Consider the following 15,585-nt stretch of genomic DNA (forward strand, 5'->3'; position numbering starts at 1 on the left):
GGTTGTCCGGTCCCTCCTGGTCTCGGCTTTCCGCCGTGCCCGTTCTTACTGCCGTTCTTACTGCCGGGCTTTACTGCTGGGCCGCGTAGTAAGCCTTCTGGACGTCCTGGTGTATCCGGCCGCGGTCGGAGACCGGGTAGTTGTTCTCCCGGGCCCACTGCCGGATGGCCGCGGTGTCCGGGTTGCCCTTCCCGGCGGGGCGGCCGCCGCCGGAGCGCTGCTTCGGGGCCTGCTGCTTGCCCTGGGCGCGCCGGGCCTTCGCGATGAACGGGCGCATCGCGTCGCGCAGCCTGGCGGCGTTCTCCTCGGAGAGATCGATCTCGTACTGCCCGCCGTCCAGGGCGAAGCGGACGGTCTCCTCGGCGGGACCGCCGTCGAGGTCGTCCTCGAGAACGATCTTCACAGTCTGTGCCATGGCTGGAACTCTCCTCCGCCTCTCGGCGCTCGTCGTTCCCGGGACGTCCCGTCCCGGGGGCACCCGGAGGTCGTGCTGATTCCCCCGTGCCGTGCCGTCCGTTCCGCGGTGCGTTACCGCGGGATATCCCGGCCGGCGACGCGAACACTCGTTCCCGGTGTCGCCGAGTTTATCCTACAATTTCCCGGCGCAATTCGTCATCCGGGCGGCGGAGGGAATTCCGTGCCGATTACTTCTTCCGGGAAATGCCCAGGGAGCGGACGGCAAATGCGGAAGGTCAGCGCTCGGGGCCGGGCCGGCGGGGTCCGGGGTCGCCGAAGGGCAGGTCCTCCCCGTCGCGCTCCTTCAGCTGCTCGTACCAGCGCTCGGCGTCAACCTCGGAGCGCGCCTGGACCGAGCGCTCGGTGCGGTCGCCGCGGAAGATCCAGCGGAGGATCAGCCAGAAGATGATGCCGATGCTGACGGACGGCAGCAGGACCGCGATGTATTCCATGGACGCATTCTCCCCGGGGGATCTGGACGGACGCTGACGGCAGAGGGAGGAGGTCAGTCCTGCTCGGGCTTCATGAGCGGGAACAGGATGGTCTCCCGGATCCCCAGGTCCGTGAAGAGCATGATGAGCCGGTCCAGGCCGAGGCCGAGCCCGCCCATGGGCGGGGCGCCGTGCTCGAGGGCCCGCAGGAAGTCCTCGTCCAGCTGCATGGCCTCGTCGTCGCCGGCCGCGGCGCGGCGGGACTGCTCGGTGAGCCGCTCGCGCTGGACGACCGGGTCGATCAGCTCGGAGAAGGCCGTGCCGCGCTCCATGCCGCCGATGATCAGGTCCCACGCCTCGATCAGCCCGTGCTCGGAGCGGTGCTGGCGGGCCAGCGGCTGCGCCGAGGGCGGGTAGTCGCACACGAAGGTGGGCTGGATCAGCGTCGGCTCGACGATCTCGCCGAACAGCTCCAGCACGAGCTTCTCCGCGTCCCACGCCGGGTCGGCGGGCACCTCGCGCTCCTCGGCGATCCGCCGGAGGACCTCGACGGGGGTGCCGGGGGTGATCTCCCGGCCCACGGCCTCGGAGAGGGCCGGGTACACGGAGAGCCAGCGCCACTCCCCGCGCAGGTCGATCGTGCCCCGGTCCGTCTCGATGGTGTCCGTGCCCAGGGCGTCGGCGCACGCGAGGATGATCTCCTTGATCCGCTCCGCCATCGTGAACTGGTCGCCGTAGGCCTCGTACGCCTCGAGCGTGGTGAACTCGGGGCTGTGGGAGGAGTCGACGCCCTCGTTGCGGAAGACCTTCCCGATCTCGAAGACCCGCTCGATCCCGCCCACCACGGCGCGCTTGAGGTAGAGCTCCGTGGCGATGCGCAGGGTCATGTCCTGGTCGAAGGCGTTGAGGTGGGTCCCGAACGGGCGGGCCGTGGCCCCGCCGTGCACAAGCTGCAGCATGGGGGTCTCGATCTCGACGTAGCCCCGGTCCACCAGGGTGTTGCGCACCGTCTGGATGATCTTGGCGCGCTTGACCACCACGTCCCGCGCCTCCTCCCGCACGATGAGGTCGAGGTAGCGCTGGCGGACCCGCGTCTCCTCGTTGAGCTCGTTGTGCAGGGTCGGCAGGGGCCGCAGGGCCTTCGACGCCATGGCCCAGGTGTCGGCCATGACGGACAGCTCGCCGCGGCGGGAGCAGATCACCTCGCCGTGGACGGCCACGAAGTCGCCGAGGTCCACGAGGGACTTCCACTCGGCCAGGGCCTCCTCGCCGACCTGGGCGAGGGAGAGCATGACCTGCAGGCGGGTGCCGTCGCCCTCCTGGAGGGTCGCGAAGCACAGCTTGCCGGTGTTGCGCACGAAGACCACGCGGCCCGCCACGCCCACGAACCGGCCCGTCTCCTCCCCGGGCTCCAGGTGGCCGTAGGCCTCCCGGACCTCCCGGAGGGTGTGGCTGCGCTCGACCCCCACGGGGTAGGCCTCCCGGCCCGACTCGAGCAGCCGGGCGCGCTTGGCGAGCCGGAACTGCATCTGGTCCGAGAGCTCGGCCTGCTCGGCGGCCCGGTCCTGGGCCTGGTCCTGGGCGGTCGTGGAGGTGTTCTGCGCGTTGGTCACAGTTGTCCAGGATAACGCGGGGGGTCAAATCCCCGCCGGTCCCTCCCCGCCCCGCGCCGGGACGGACCGGGTCAGAGCACCCGGTTGTCGATCAGACGCGTGGGGCCCACGTACGCGGCCACGAGCGCGAGCGCGCCGGGGCCGGGCTCGGCCGGGGCGAGCGTGGCGGGGTCGACGACGACGAGGTAGTCCAGCCGGACCTGGTCCTCGGCGTCGATCCGTGCGCGGGCGGCGTCGAGGCCGAGCTCCCCGGCGGCAAGCGCGCCCAGGGCGCGGGAGAGCACGAGCGCGGACCGGCGCTGGCCGGCGTCGAGGTACTGGTTGCGGGAGGACAGGGCCAGCCCGTCGGCGTCGCGCACGATGGGCACGGGCCGGACCGTGACGGGCAGGGCGAAGTCGGCGACCATCCGCCGCACGAGCAGCAGCTGCTGGGCGTCCTTCTCCCCGAAGTACGCCCGGTAGGCGGCCGGCACGGGCGGGGCCGCGATGTTGACCAGCTTGTTCACGACGGTCAGGACGCCGTCGAAGTGCCCCGGCCGGCTCGCGCCGTCGAGCACGGCGCCCAGCCGCCCGGAGGTCACGCGCACGAGCGGCTCCCCGCCGGGGTACATCTGCTCGACGGAGGGGGCGAGGACCAGGTCGGCCCCGAACCGGGCGAGCAGCTCGACGTCGGCGTCCAGGTCGCGGGGGTAGCGCTCGAAGTCCTCGTCCGGGCCGAACTGCAGGGGGTTGACGAACACCGACACGGCGACCACCGCGTTCTCCTGGCGGGCCAGGCGCACCAGGTGGCCGTGGCCCTCGTGCAGGGCGCCCATCGTGGGCACGAGCCCCAGGGAGGCCTCACCCGGCACCGCACCGAGCCGGGCGGCGAGGGCCGCCCGGAACTCCGCGACGCCGCGGCAGACCAGGGGGGTGGTGGCAGGCACGGGAGTGCTCACGGGGTGTCCTTTCCGTCGGCGGGGTCGAGGGCCGCGAGCACGGCGTCGTAGCGGGCGCGGTCCAGCAGCCCCCGGTCGAGGGCCCGGCGGGCCGTGACCCGGGCCAGGTCGAGGTAGGCGAGCAGCACGTCGTCGTCCCCGTGGCCGTGCGCGTACTCGTCCAGGGCGCCCCGGTGGGCGGCGACGGTCCCGGCGTCCCCCCGCGCCACGGGCCCGGTCAGGGCCGACTCCCCCGCGGCCAGGGCGTTGTCGAGGGTCGCGCGCAGCAGGGGCCCGAGCACGCGGTCGGGGTGGTCCACCCCGATGTCGCGCAGCACCTGCATCGACTGGCCCGCGACGGTCATGAGGTGGTTGGCCCCGTGCGCGAGGGCCGCGTGGTAGAGCGCGCGGTCGGCCTCGGCGACGACGACGGGCTCCGCCCCCATCTCGACGACGAGCGCCTGGGCGATGGGCAGGACGGGGGCGGGCGCCGTGATGCCGAACGAGCAGTCGTTCAGGCGGGCGAGGTCCAGGCTGAGCCCGGTGAAGGTCATGGCGGGGTGCACGGCGAGCGGGATGGCCCCGGCCCGGCGGGCGGGGTCCAGCACGCCGGTGCCCCAGCGCCCGGCGGTGTGCACCACGAGCTGGCCCGCCTGCCACAGCCCGGCGTCGGCGAGCCCCTGCACGAGGCCGGGCAGCTCGTCGTCGGGCACGGCCAGCAGGACGAGCTCGGAGCGCTCGAGCACGGCGGGGACGTCCAGCACCGGCACGCCCGGCAGGAGGGCCTCGGCCCGGTCCCGGCTGGCCTCGGAGACGGCGCTGACCCCGACGACGGCGTGGCCGGCGGCGCGCAGCGCCGCCCCCAGGACGGCGCCCACCTTCCCGGCGCTGACGACGCCGACCCCGAGGCGTCCCGGGCGGTCGGACGGGTGGGTCATGCTCGCTCCTGCTCGTGGGCCTGGTCGCGGATCTGCTCGTGGGCCCGGTGCGGGCCGTCGGCCAGTCTACGGGCGCCGGCGGCGTGCTCGGCCTGGGCCGCGGCGAGCGCGCGGGCGTCGCCGGTGTCCAGGTGGGGCACGAGCACGGTCACGGGCCCCGGGGTCGAGTGCAGGTGGACGTCGGCGAGGCCCAGCGCCCGCTCGAGGGGCCCCTGCGTCACGGCCACGGACTGCGTCTTCTCGTGGGGCACCACGGCGGTGCGGCGGGCGAGGCGCCCGGAGCGGACGGCCAGGACGTCGTCGGTCGCCGCGAAACCGGTGCGGCGGTGCGTCAGGGGGTCCAGCCACCGGGCGCGGCGCGGGGAGGTCGTGAACCGCCCCTCGCCCCCGGCCCCGTGCAGGCCCTCCCCCAGCAGCGCGCTCAGCTCGTCCCCCCGGACCCCGGGCAGGGCCAGGTGCAGGACGGTGCGCACCTCCGGGAGGGTGCCGACGGGCAGCAGCGTGGAGCGCAGCGCGTCGCTCTCGCCCGCCGCGGCGCCGTAGCCGGCCACGTTGACCCGGACCCGGTACCAGCCGAAGGGCCGCCACAGCACGGGCTGGTCCACCCCGACCGCCTGGATCCGGCCCGCGGGCACGGTCTGGGAGCGCACCCCGAGCAGCCCGTGGCGCACGCGCATGCCCTCGGGGATGCGCAGCAGCCGGAACCGCCAGCCCTGCTCGACGCGGCGGTAGGCGACCGTGCCGAAGCTGATGAGCCCGGGCAGCCAGGCCGCCAGCAGGCCCGCCCCCCTCGCCGGGTCGAGCAGCAGGACGGCCGGGACGGCCGCGAGCAGCAGGGCCAGCACGACGGCGGTGCCCGAGGCGAGCACGGACCCGACCAGACGGGCCACCGGGACCGCGAGGACCGGGTGCTCCTCGTCGCCGGCCGGCGCCCACGGGGCGCGCCGCGGCCCGGGGAGCCCGGGCTCGCCGGCGGGGCCCGGGCCGGCGGGGCCCTCGGCCGTCCCCGGCCGGGTGGCGGGCAGCCCGAGGCGGCCGAGCAGCTCGGCGCGCAGCGCGCGCGCCTGGGCGTGGGTGAGGTAGGCCAGGGACACGGCCGACTGCCCGGCGTCGGCGACCTCGAACTTCAGCTCGGCCAGGCCCAGCACGCGCGGCAGGAACGGGCGGTGGATGTCGATCGCCTGGACCCGGTCCAGGCGGGCCTGGCGCTCCTGCCGGAAGAGCACCCCGGAGCGCACGCGCACGTGCTCGGCGCTCACCTGGTAGCGGGTGAACCACCACGAGACGAGCACCGCGGCGGTGAACACGCCCAGCAGCAGGGTGAGGATCCCGGCCAGCGCCCACCAGAAGACGGGACCCGCCCGGGTGAGGTCGAGGTCCTGCCCCGGCGGGGCGCCCGGGCCGACGGGGTGGCCGAGGTAGGAGGCCACCAGGTCGTCGACCGCGATGTTGAGCACGGCGCCGGCGAGCACGAGCATCGCCAGCCAGCCCCGGACCGCGGGGGTCAGGGGGTGGACGCGGCGCCACGCGGGGGCCCCGGGGCCGTCCCCGGGCACGGGCCCTGCCGGGGGCAGGGGGGGCGCGCTCACAGGCCCGCCAGGAGCGCCTCGCCGCGCGCGGTGAGCCGTTCGCGCAGCCGTGAGGCCTCGGCGTGCTCGACGCCGGGGATCTCGGCGTGGCTGCCCACGGCGGCGGTGTGCAGCCGCACCGTGGCGAGGCCGAACGCCCGCTGCAGCGGGGAGACCGACACGTCCACGTACTGCATCCGCCCGTACGGGACGACCGTGACGCGCTGGTAGAGCAGGCCCCGGCGCACGAGCAGGTCCTCGCCGCGCTCGGCGTAGCCGATCGCCCGGACCCGGCGGGGCGCCAGCAGGACGGAGAGCATTCCCGCCGCCACGACGGCCCCGGGCGGGAGCAGGAACCAGGGCAGCAGTCCGGCGGGCCAGACGCCGAGGCCGGCGAGCACGGCCGGCCAGCCGAGCGCCGCCGCCCAGAAGGCGGTGCTGATCAGGGTGCCGAGCACCACCACGGAGACGTGCCGGGGCGAGACCCGGGTCCAGGCGAGGCCCTCGGGGTCGATCGCGCGGTTGCCCGGCGGTGCGCCGCCGGGCCCCGGCTCCCGAACCGGTGCGCCGCCGGGCCTCGGCTCCCGGACCGGCGCGCCGGGGGGCGCCGCGTCACGCGGTGCCGTGCCCGCCGGGCCGCTCGCGGGGTCGTCGGGGGATCTCACGGGCATAACCACCTTCTCCCTCGGGCAGCTCCTTCTCCCGCCCCCTACGGTACTCGGCGCCCTCCTCCGCGTCGGGGTCGTCCGGCGGCAGCTTGCAGAAGCTCTCCACGACCCAGCCGACGACGACGAGCACGACCCCCGCGGCGGCGTGCCCGAGGCTCGCCCACAGCGGCCCCTGGTCCGAGCGCACGCTCACGAGGGCGAGCTGCTCGACGGCGATCGCGCCGTGCCAGCCGGTCAGCATCGCCCCGGCCCATGCGACGGCCTGGGCTCCCGCCGCGGTGCGGGCCGCCACGAGCGGGTCGAAGCGCTCGGGGTGCAGCCCGTCCTGGTAGCGCTTGACCCGCAGCCCCAGCACGAGCAGGCCCACGGCCACGGCGGCGACCGCGGCCAGCGAGGCCCAGGGCAGGATCAGCAGCGGACCGCCGGCCCCGGTGGACAGCCGGTTGGCGCTCCAGCCGACCGCTCCGGCGGCCGCGGCGCACATCAGCAGGGCGGGGACGGTGAGCATGTGCACGGCCCGGCCCCTCAGCCCGCGGCGGGGCCGGGGGTCCCGGCCGGGAGCAGGGGGACGGCGTCCGGGCCGACGCCGCCCAGGTCGGGGGCCCGCCGGGCGAGCTCGGCCACGCTCTGTCCGGCCAACACGGCGTCCCGGTCCATCAGGGCCCAGGGCACCAGCACGAACGCGCGGCAGTGCGCGCGCAGGTGCGGGACGGTGAGCTCCGGCTCGTCGAGGCGCAGGTCCCCGTAGACGATGATGTCGATGTCGAGCGTGCGCGGGCCCCAGCGCTCCGCGCGGGTGCGGTGGTGGCGCGCCTCGATCCCCTGGCAGACCTCGAGCAGCTCGAACGGGCTCAGGTCGGTGTCGACCTCCACGACGGCGTTGCGGAAGTCGTCCTGTCCCGCCGGCCCGCCCACCGGCTTGGAGCGCACGACGGGAGAGGCGCGGGTCAGCCGGATCCGGGGGTGGGCGGCCAGGTCGAGGGCCGCCCGGCGCAGGGTCTCCTCCCGGTCGCCGAGGTTCGCGCCGAGCGCGAGCACCACCGCCGTGCCCATCTCAGCGCTCCCGGTAGATCGTGACGGACACGTCGGAGAAGGTCACCTCGATGGGGGCCTTGGGCTTGTGCACGGTCACCTCCACCGCCTCGAGGGGGAAGTGCCCGAGCAGGTGCCGGGCGATCTGCTCGGCGAGCGTTTCGATGAGGTTGACGCTGGGGCCGGTGACGATGTCGCGGACCTGCTCGGCGACCTCCCCGTAGTGGGCGGTCAGGGTGACGTCGTCCGCGGCCCCGGCCGCGGACAGGTCCATGTACATCACGAGGTCCACGAAGAAGGGCTGCCCGCTGCGCTTCTCCTGGTCGAGGACCCCGTGGTAGCCCACGGCCCCGATGCCCAGGAGATTGATCCGGTCGCGGCGCTCGGCCGGGCGCACGGCGGCCAGGGGGACGTGCTGGCGGCCCGCGCGCTCTCCGGCGCGCAGCCGCTCGGCGTCATCGCGGGACACGCGGTTCACGCACGCTCACCCCCCGGGGCCACCGGCACGGCGGCGTCCGCCCGGGGGCGCAGCACGGGCGGCTCGACGCCGCGCCACGCGTGCGCGGCGGCGACCGCGTCGGCGCTGGAGCGCACGTCGTGCACGCGCACCGCCCACGCCCCGCCGTGGGCGGACAGGGCGCTGACGGCGGCGGTCGCGGCGTCCCGCTCCCCGGCGGGACGGGCCCGTCCGCCCTCCTCCAGCAGGGTGCCGAGGAAGCGCTTGCGGGACGCGCCCACGAGCACCTTGTGGCCGGTGGCGACGAGCCGCGGCAGGGCGCGCAGCAGCTCCCAGTTCTGGGCGCCGCGCTTGGCGAAGCCGAGGCCGGGGTCGAGGACCAGCTTCTCGGGGGCGAGCCCGGCGGAGAGGAAGCGGGCCCGCAGCCCGTCGAGCTCCCCGAGCACCTCCCCCACGACGTCGTCGTAGACGGCGAGCGCGTCCATCGTGTCGGGGGTGCCGCGGGCGTGCATGAGGACGTACGGGACCTGCCGCTCGGCGACGAGCTCGACCATGTCGGGGGAGACGTTGAGCCCGGACACGTCGTTGACGATCTGCGCCCCGGCGTCCAGGACCGCCTCGGCGGTCGAGACGTGGAGCGTGTCGACGCTGACCACCACGCCGGCCGCGGCCAGGGCCTCGACCACCGGCAGGATGCGGCGGCGCTCCTCGGCCGGGGGGATCCGCTCGGAGCCCGGGCGGGTGGACTCCCCGCCGACGTCGACGACGTCGGCGCCGGCGGCCGCCATCGCCAGCCCGTGGGCGATCGCCGCCCCGGGCCCGGCGTGCTCGCCGCCGTCGCTGAAGGAGTCGGGGGTGACGTTGAGGATGCCCATGACCAGGGTCCGGTCCCGGGGCAGGTCCTCGAAGGAGCCCCAGCCGGCGGCGGGGCGGTCGGGGCGGGACGTCGTCGTCATCAGCTCAGCGCCCCAGGATGAGGCTCATGGCCTCGGCGCGGGTCGCGGGCTCGCGCAGCTGCCCGCGCACGGCGGAGGTCACGGTCTGGGCGCCGGGCTTGCGCACCCCCCGCATGGACATGCACAGGTGCTCGCACTCGACGACGACGATGACGCCCGCCGGCTGCAGGTGCTCCACGATCGCCTCGACGATCTGGGTGGTGAGCCGCTCCTGCACCTGCGGGCGCCGGGCGTAGAGGTCCACCAGCCGGGCGAGCTTGCTCAGGCCCGTGACCATCCCGTCGTGGCCGGGGATGTAGCCGACGTGGGCGTGGCCGTGGAACGGCACGAGGTGGTGCTCGCAGGTCGAGTAGAAGGGGATGTCCTTGACGAGGACCATCTCGGAGTGGCCGATGTCGAAGGTCGTGCCCAGCACCTCCGCCGGGTCCTGGTGCAGGCCCGCGAACATCTCCGCGTACGCCCGCGCCACCCGCCCCGGGGTGCCCTGCAGGCCCTCCCGGTCCGGGTCCTCGCCGATGGCGAGCAGCAGCTCCCGGACGGCCGCGGCGACGCGGGGCTGGTCGACCTCGCCCGCGCCGGCCCCCAGGGCCGGGTCGGGGTCGGGGTACGGCGGCTCGAACGCCTCCGCGCGCACGTCGTGCGTGCTCATGTGCTTCGTGCGGGCCTCGTGGGGCAACGCGCCCTCCTTCGGGATCTCCGGGTCCGCCGGGCGCAGGTCGGGGGACCCGCTCGGCTGTCGCTCCATCCTAGGCCACCGCCCCGCCGCGGCCGGGCTCAGTCTGTGGCGGTCGTGGAGCCCGAGGCGTCCCCGGGGGACACGGAGTGCCCGCGCTCCGGGACCTCGACCGGGTGCTCCGGCTTGGCCGCCACGGCCTGGTCCTGCGGGGCGAGGGTCGAGGGGTCCTGGGCGTGGAGCCGCCGGGCCTCCTCGCGCTCGGCCTGGGTGACCACCGGCGGGACGTCCGGGACGGGGCGGGTGTCCTTGGACAGCCACACCGGGCGCAGGTCGCGCTTGCGCACGTCGTGGAAGATGTCGGCGATCTGCGCCTCGTTGAGGGTCTCGCGCTCCAGCAGCTCGAGGGCCAGCCGGTCGAGCACGTGGCGGTTGTCCAGGAGGATCTCGTAGGCCTCGTCGTGGGCCTGCTCGAGCAGGGCCCGGACCTCCTCGTCGACGATCGCGGCGGTGCGCTCGGAGTACTCCCGGCCGCTGCCGGCGGCGTCCCGGCCCAGGAACGGCTCGGAGCTGTCCCCGCCGAGCTTGATGGAGCCCACGCGCGCGCTCATCCCGTACTGGGTGACCATCTTGCGCGCGGTGTCGGTCGCCTTCTGGATGTCGTTGGACGCGCCCGTGGACGGGTCCCGGAAGACGATCTCCTCCGCGGCGCGCCCGCCCATGGCGTAGGCCATCTGGTCCAGCAGCTCGTTGCGAGTGGTCGAGTACTTGTCGTCCATGGGCATGACCATGGTGTAGCCCAGGGCCCGGCCGCGGGGCAGGATCGTGATCTTGGTGACCGGGTCCGTGTTGCGCAGGGCCGCGGCCACGAGCGCGTGGCCGCCCTCGTGGTAGGCGGTGACCTTGCGCTCGAGCTCCTTCATGATCCGGCTGCGCTTCTGCGGGCCCGCGATGACGCGGTCGATGGCCTCGTCCACGGCGCGGTCGTCGATCAGCTGCGCGTGGGAGCGGGCCGTCAGCAGGGCGGCCTCGTTCATCACGTTGGCGAGCTCGGCGCCGGTGAAGCCGGGCGTGCGCTTGGCCACGGACGCGAGGTCCACGTTGTCCGCGAGGGGCTTGCCCTGCGAGTGCACCCGGAGGATCTGCAGGCGGCCCTTCATGTCCGGGGCGTCCACGCCGATCTGCCGGTCGAACCGGCCCGGGCGCAGCAGGGCGGGGTCGAGCACGTCGGGGCGGTTGGTGGCGGCGATGAGGATGACGTTGGTCGTGGCGTCGAACCCGTCCATCTCGACGAGCAGCTGGTTGAGGGTCTGCTCGCGCTCGTCGTTGCCGCCGCCCATGCCGGCGCCGCGCTGGCGGCCCACGGCGTCGATCTCGTCGACGAAGATGATCGCGGGGGCGTTCTCCTTGGCCTGCTGGAAGAGGTCCCGCACGCGGGAGGCGCCCACGCCCACGAACATCTCGACGAAGTCCGAGCCGGAGATCGAGAAGAACGGCACGCCCGCCTCGCCGGCCACCGCGCGGGCGAGCAGGGTCTTGCCGGTGCCGGGGGGACCGTAGAGCAGCACGCCCTTGGGCACCTTCGCCCCGAGGGCGGTGAACCGGTCGCGCTCCACGAGGAACTGCTTGATCTCGTCGAGCTCCTGGACGGCCTCGTCCGCGCCGGCGACGTCGGCGAAGGTCACCGTGGGGTTGTCCTTGTCGAACATCTTGGCCCGGGAGCGCCCGAAGCGCATGACCTGCGAGCCGCCGCCCTGCATGCGGGAGAACACGAACCAGAAGATCGCGAGGATGATCAGGAACGGCAGCAGGAAGCCGATGAGGCTGGTGAACCAGTTCGACTCGACCGGCTGGTCGGTGAACCCTTCGAGGTCGGCCGCGTTCATGGCCCGCACGACCTCGTCGCCGCGCGGGGTGACGTAGTAGAACTCGACGTTGCGCCCGAGCTCCCGGCCGTCGAGGGTCAGGTCCTCCTTGAGCTGGAGCTCCACCTTCTGCTGGCCGTCGTAGATCTTCGCCTCGGCGACCTTGTCGTCGGCGAGCAGCCCCAGGCCCACGTTGGTGTCCACGCGCCCGGACGAGCCGGTGGTGAGCGTGCCCACGAGGGGGAAGAGGACCAGGACGGCCAGGAGCACCCAGAACCAGGGTCCCCTGAAGAAGTTGTTGGGTTTTTTCGCCGTGGCCAAGCCGCTGATCCTCCCGTGGATGGTTGTCCGGGCCCCCTCGGGCCCGGGCCCGCCCGGGGCCGGGTCCAGGGGACGCAGACCTACAATGTACAGCCCGCGCACCCGCGGACACCGGGAAGGGCCCCGGAGTTCCCTGTCAGCGGACAGCCGCCGCGGCGCCCGCCGGGAGAGCCCTCCCCGCGGGCCCCCGGCTCACTCGTAGACGTGCGGGGCGAGGGTCGCGATGCAGTCGAGGTTGCGGTACTTCTCGGCGTAGTCCAGGCCGTAGCCGACCACGAACTCGTTGGGGATGTCCCAGCCCACGTACTTGACGTCGATCGCCGTCTTGGCGGCCTCCGGCTTGCGCAGCAGCGCGCAGATCTCCACGGAGGCGGCCCGGCGCGAGACCAGGTTGGCCCGCAGCCAGGACAGGGTGAGACCGGAGTCGATGATGTCCTCGACGATGAGCACGTCACGACCGGTGAGGTCGGTGTCGAGGTCCTTGAGGATCCGCACCACGCCGGAGGACTTGGTCCCCGACCCGTAGGAGGACACGGCCATCCAGTCCATGGGGTACTGGCCCTTGAGGGCGCGGCACAGGTCGGCCATGACCATCACCGCCCCCTTGAGCACCCCCACGAGCAGGACGTCGCGGCCCTGGTAGTCGGCGTCGACGGCCGCCGCCAGCTCGGCGATCTTGGCCTCGATGTCTTCCTTGGTGAACAGGACCTCGGTGAGGTCCCCGGGGACGTCCTCAGGCTTCACGGCGCTCCTCGTGCGGTGCGGAATCGGGTTCGGTGGCGGGTCCCGCGGGCCGCGGCCCGACGAGCTCGAGGTGCCCCGGGCCGCGCGTGCCGGCCGGCGGGCGCCTGCGCCACACCGACACCTTACCCGCCATCTGCACGGGCCCCGCGGCGCCGCGGCCCTCGGCGAAGGCGTCCAGCGCGCCGAGCCGCTCGTAGGCCGGGGTCTCCCCGCCGGCCGCGACGACGGCCGCGGACAGCGCCCGGCGGCGCAGGGCGGGGTGGGCCTGCTGCAGCACCCGCAGGTCGAGCGCCACGGCGGGCCCGCGCCCGGGGGCGGCGGCCCGGGCACGCCCCAGCAGCTCGTGGGCGGCGCCGTCCAGGAAGTCCGCGTCCGGGCCGAGGATCGCGGCGGAGCGGGCGAGCGCCCGCGCCAGGCCGGGCCCGAGCTCGGCCTCGAGCAGCGGCAGGACGCGGTGGCGGACCCGGGAGCGCATCAGGGACGTGTCGTGGTTGGTGGGGTCGTGCCACGGCTCGAGCTGCTCGGCGGCGCAGATCTCCAGGGTCTGCTCGCGGGAAAGGTCCAGGAAGGGGCGCAGGTACGTGACGCCGTCGAGCTCGCGCACCGGGGGCATGCCGGCGAGCGAACGGGTGCCGGAGCCGCGGGCCAGGCCCAGCAGCACGGACTCCGCCTGGTCGTCCAGGGTGTGCCCGAGCAGCACGGCGTCGGCGCCGGTGCGGGCCACGACGACCGCGATGCCGCCGTAGCGCGCGGTGCGGGCGGCCATCTCGGGCCCGCCCGCGTCCCGGTGCACGGTGACGGCCGTGACGACGACGGGGGCGAGACCGAGCTGCTCGAGGGTGCGGGCGGTGCGGGCGGCCACGTCGGCGGAGCCCTCCTGCAGGCCGTGGTCGACCACGACGGCACCCACGCGCAGGGCACCGCGCCGGGCGAAGTGGGCGGCGGCGGCGGCCAGCGCCAGGGAGTCGGGTCCGCCGCTGCAGGCGACGAGGAGCAGGGGGAGCTCGGCGGGGGGCGGGGGGAGGTGGCGGCGGACCGCGTCGAGCACACGGCGCCGCCCCGCGGCGACGTCGGGGGACAGTCGGCCGCGGCGGGCGAACTGGGTCACCCGCGGGCGTCCTCGCGGGCGGTCGCGGCCTGGCGCTGCTCGGCCTCCCGCACGGCAAGGCGCACGACCTTGGTGAGGGTGGGCGCGCCCTCCCCCAGCAGGTCGACCGCGACCTCGAGCTCGCGCAGCGGGACGACCGTGGCCAGCGCGGCCACGGTGTTGGTCTCGCTGTGGATCCCGGCCTGGATCTGGGTCGTGGACAGCACGGGCTGGGAGGCCTCCACCTCGGCGAGGGTCTCCTCGACCTCCGGGGTGCCGATCCGCTGCTCGAGCATGACCAGGCGCTCGTAGACCGCCGGGTTGCCGATCTTGATCCGGCGGCCGCTGTTGAGCTGCGACAGCATGGGGGCGGAGAGGCCGAGCACCTCGGCGAGCCGCCGCTGGGTGATGCCGTAGGCCTGCACGATGGCCCCGAAGCGCTCCGAGAGCGGCTGGCCGTAGAGCCTGACCTGCTGTTCGATGTTCTCTGTGCTCACGTGAAGATAGTGGCACAGAAATGTGATGTCACCTACCGCGTGTCGTGCTGTGACCGGTTTCGACACGCCGTGGACGATCGTCGACACCTTGATGAATTCGCATGTCAGCGGGGGGTGGGGAGAGCTCTACCACACCTTTCCCGGACCGGGGGCGGCCGGGCTCAGCGGGAGGGGGTCCCGGGGTCCAGCACGCGGGCGATCCAGCGCTCCGGGGCGTGGATTTCCGCCTCCGTGGGCAGGTGCTCCGGGGCCTCCCAGATCCGGTTGAACCCGTCGAGGCCCGCGGCCGCGACCACGGCGGTGACGAACTTCTGCCCGTCGCTGTACTGGCGCATCTTGGCGTCCATGCCCAGCAGCCGGCGCACGAACCGGTCGAGGGCGCCCTGCAGCTCCGAGCGCCGCTCGAAGCGGCGCCGGATGGTCTTCACCGTGGGCACCACGGAGGCGTCCACCCCGTCCATCACGAAGTTGGCGTGGCCCTCGAGCAGGCTCATGACCGCGGTGAGGTGGGAGAGGATCTCCTTCTCCCGCGGGCCCATGAGCAGGCCCACGACGCCGAGCGAGGCGGCGGGCCGCCCGGCGTCCGGCGTCCGACCGGTGAGCGAGCGGACGGCCTCCGTGAGCCGCTCCCGCAGGGACTCGGCCTGGCCCACGAGGGCGTCGGTGAGCTCCTGGATCTGCCCGAGCATGTGCTCGCGCAGCCACGGGGCGGCGGCGAACTGGACGCGGTGGGTCTGCTCGTGCAGGCAGACCCACAGCCGGAAGTCCTCGGGCTCGACGTTGAGCTCGCTTTCGACGGTGAGGATGTTGGGGGCCACGAGCATCAGCCGCCCGCCCGGGTGCCGCTGCGCGGCCGCGGCGGAGACGAGCCCCGCGTAGGGGTCGTACTGGCCGAGGACCTTCGCGGAGAGGAAGCCCAGCACCGCGGCCATCTCCATGGCGGTGGCGGTCCCGCCGAGCGCGGCGGCGGCGGCGCTGAACTGCTCCGGGCGCCGCCGCCGCAGGGCCTGGACGGCGGGCTCCATGAGCACCTCGAAGGCCTGGGCGTTGGCCCGGGCCCACCCGGCGCGGTCCACGACGAGGACCGTGGAGTCCCGCAGGTCGCGGGCGGCCTCCAGCCCGCTGATGCGGTGGACGTGGTCCACGGAGGCCTCGGCGTGGCGGCGCATGGACGTCACCGCCGCCTCCATGTCCCGGGCGGACATCCGGGGGCCGGCCGGGGTGATCCGGGCCGCGGCCTCCGCCGCGAGGTCCCACCGGACGAGGGCGGGCGCCTCGGCGTCCGGGGTGCGGTCTGCTGCGCTCATGCCCTCATGCAACCACACGCCCCTGGGAGCCGCCGTGGTGGCGCCAGGGAGCCCG

At 74.6% G+C, this 15,585-nt stretch carries 17 protein-coding genes; all 17 read right to left on the bottom strand.

All coding sequences use genetic code 11. From position 1 onward, the window contains the following. Positions 1-70 precede the first annotated feature (70 nt). Complete coding sequence (locus M3185_RS08420) at positions 71-415, bottom strand: histone-like nucleoid-structuring protein Lsr2 (RefSeq protein WP_251333217.1); 345 nt, start codon at positions 413-415, stop codon at positions 71-73. 277 nt (positions 416-692) lie between these two features. Continuing rightward, positions 693-908, bottom strand: coding sequence for a hypothetical protein (locus M3185_RS08425; RefSeq protein WP_251333218.1), 216 nt, complete (start codon positions 906-908; stop codon positions 693-695). 53 nt (positions 909-961) lie between these two features. Continuing rightward, positions 962-2,416, bottom strand: coding sequence for a lysine--tRNA ligase (gene lysS / locus M3185_RS08430; RefSeq protein ID WP_251333289.1), 1,455 nt, complete (start codon positions 2,414-2,416; stop codon positions 962-964). A gap of 155 nt (positions 2,417-2,571) precedes the next feature. Next, positions 2,572-3,438 carry a pantoate--beta-alanine ligase gene (gene panC, locus M3185_RS08435; protein ID WP_251333219.1) on the bottom strand — a complete coding sequence of 289 codons (867 nt, stop codon included), beginning with the start codon at positions 3,436-3,438 and terminating at the stop codon, positions 2,572-2,574. Next, the gene (locus M3185_RS08440) at positions 3,435-4,355 is read right to left on the bottom strand and encodes a Rossmann-like and DUF2520 domain-containing protein (RefSeq protein ID WP_251333220.1); all 921 of its coding nucleotides are present in this window, start codon (positions 4,353-4,355) and stop codon (positions 3,435-3,437) included. Before M3185_RS08440 ends, panC begins: the two co-directional genes overlap by 4 nt. Then, positions 4,352-5,944 carry a PH domain-containing protein gene (locus M3185_RS08445; RefSeq protein ID WP_251333221.1) on the bottom strand — a complete coding sequence of 531 codons (1,593 nt, stop codon included), beginning with the start codon at positions 5,942-5,944 and terminating at the stop codon, positions 4,352-4,354. The genes M3185_RS08440 and M3185_RS08445 overlap by 4 nt, the downstream gene beginning before the upstream one ends. After that, a complete protein-coding gene (locus M3185_RS08450; RefSeq protein WP_374238482.1) occupies positions 5,941-6,594 on the bottom strand; it encodes a PH domain-containing protein in 654 nt (217 codons plus the stop codon). Before M3185_RS08450 ends, M3185_RS08445 begins: the two co-directional genes overlap by 4 nt. Then, entirely contained in the window at positions 6,536-7,099 is a 564-nt protein-coding gene (locus M3185_RS08455) for a DUF3180 family protein (RefSeq protein ID WP_251333291.1), read from the bottom strand. Before M3185_RS08455 ends, M3185_RS08450 begins: the two co-directional genes overlap by 59 nt. 17 nt (positions 7,100-7,116) lie before the next feature. Next, positions 7,117-7,644, bottom strand: a complete 528-nt coding sequence (gene folK / locus M3185_RS08460; RefSeq protein WP_251333222.1) for a 2-amino-4-hydroxy-6-hydroxymethyldihydropteridine diphosphokinase — start codon at positions 7,642-7,644, stop codon at positions 7,117-7,119. 1 nt (position 7,645) lies between these two features. Continuing rightward, the gene (gene folB, locus M3185_RS08465; RefSeq protein WP_251333223.1) at positions 7,646-8,101 is read right to left on the bottom strand and encodes a dihydroneopterin aldolase; all 456 of its coding nucleotides are present in this window, start codon (positions 8,099-8,101) and stop codon (positions 7,646-7,648) included. Beyond that, positions 8,098-9,036 (bottom strand): dihydropteroate synthase, encoded by a 939-nt coding sequence (gene folP / locus M3185_RS08470; protein ID WP_251333224.1) that lies wholly within the window; start codon positions 9,034-9,036, stop codon positions 8,098-8,100. The genes folB and folP overlap by 4 nt, the downstream gene beginning before the upstream one ends. Positions 9,037-9,040: 4 nt before the next feature. After that, a complete protein-coding gene (folE, locus tag M3185_RS08475) occupies positions 9,041-9,781 on the bottom strand; it encodes a GTP cyclohydrolase I FolE (protein ID WP_251333225.1) in 741 nt (246 codons plus the stop codon). Between the two features lie 29 nt (positions 9,782-9,810). Continuing rightward, positions 9,811-11,895 carry an ATP-dependent zinc metalloprotease FtsH gene (gene ftsH / locus M3185_RS08480; RefSeq protein WP_251333226.1) on the bottom strand — a complete coding sequence of 695 codons (2,085 nt, stop codon included), beginning with the start codon at positions 11,893-11,895 and terminating at the stop codon, positions 9,811-9,813. 192 nt (positions 11,896-12,087) lie between these two features. Next, positions 12,088-12,639 carry a hypoxanthine phosphoribosyltransferase gene (gene hpt, locus M3185_RS08485; RefSeq protein WP_251333227.1) on the bottom strand — a complete coding sequence of 184 codons (552 nt, stop codon included), beginning with the start codon at positions 12,637-12,639 and terminating at the stop codon, positions 12,088-12,090. Continuing rightward, positions 12,629-13,747, bottom strand: coding sequence for a tRNA lysidine(34) synthetase TilS (tilS, locus tag M3185_RS08490; RefSeq protein WP_251333228.1), 1,119 nt, complete (start codon positions 13,745-13,747; stop codon positions 12,629-12,631). Before tilS ends, hpt begins: the two co-directional genes overlap by 11 nt. Beyond that, positions 13,744-14,223, bottom strand: a complete 480-nt coding sequence (locus M3185_RS08495; protein WP_251333229.1) for a DNA-binding protein — start codon at positions 14,221-14,223, stop codon at positions 13,744-13,746. The genes tilS and M3185_RS08495 overlap by 4 nt, the downstream gene beginning before the upstream one ends. Positions 14,224-14,384: 161 nt before the next feature. Continuing rightward, the gene (locus tag M3185_RS08500; protein ID WP_251333230.1) at positions 14,385-15,530 is read right to left on the bottom strand and encodes a zinc-dependent metalloprotease; all 1,146 of its coding nucleotides are present in this window, start codon (positions 15,528-15,530) and stop codon (positions 14,385-14,387) included. Positions 15,531-15,585: the final 55 nt, after the last annotated feature.

The sequence above is a fragment of the Kocuria rosea genome, assembly GCF_023715525.1.
Taxonomy (GTDB): domain Bacteria; phylum Actinomycetota; class Actinomycetes; order Actinomycetales; family Micrococcaceae; genus Kocuria; species Kocuria rosea_A.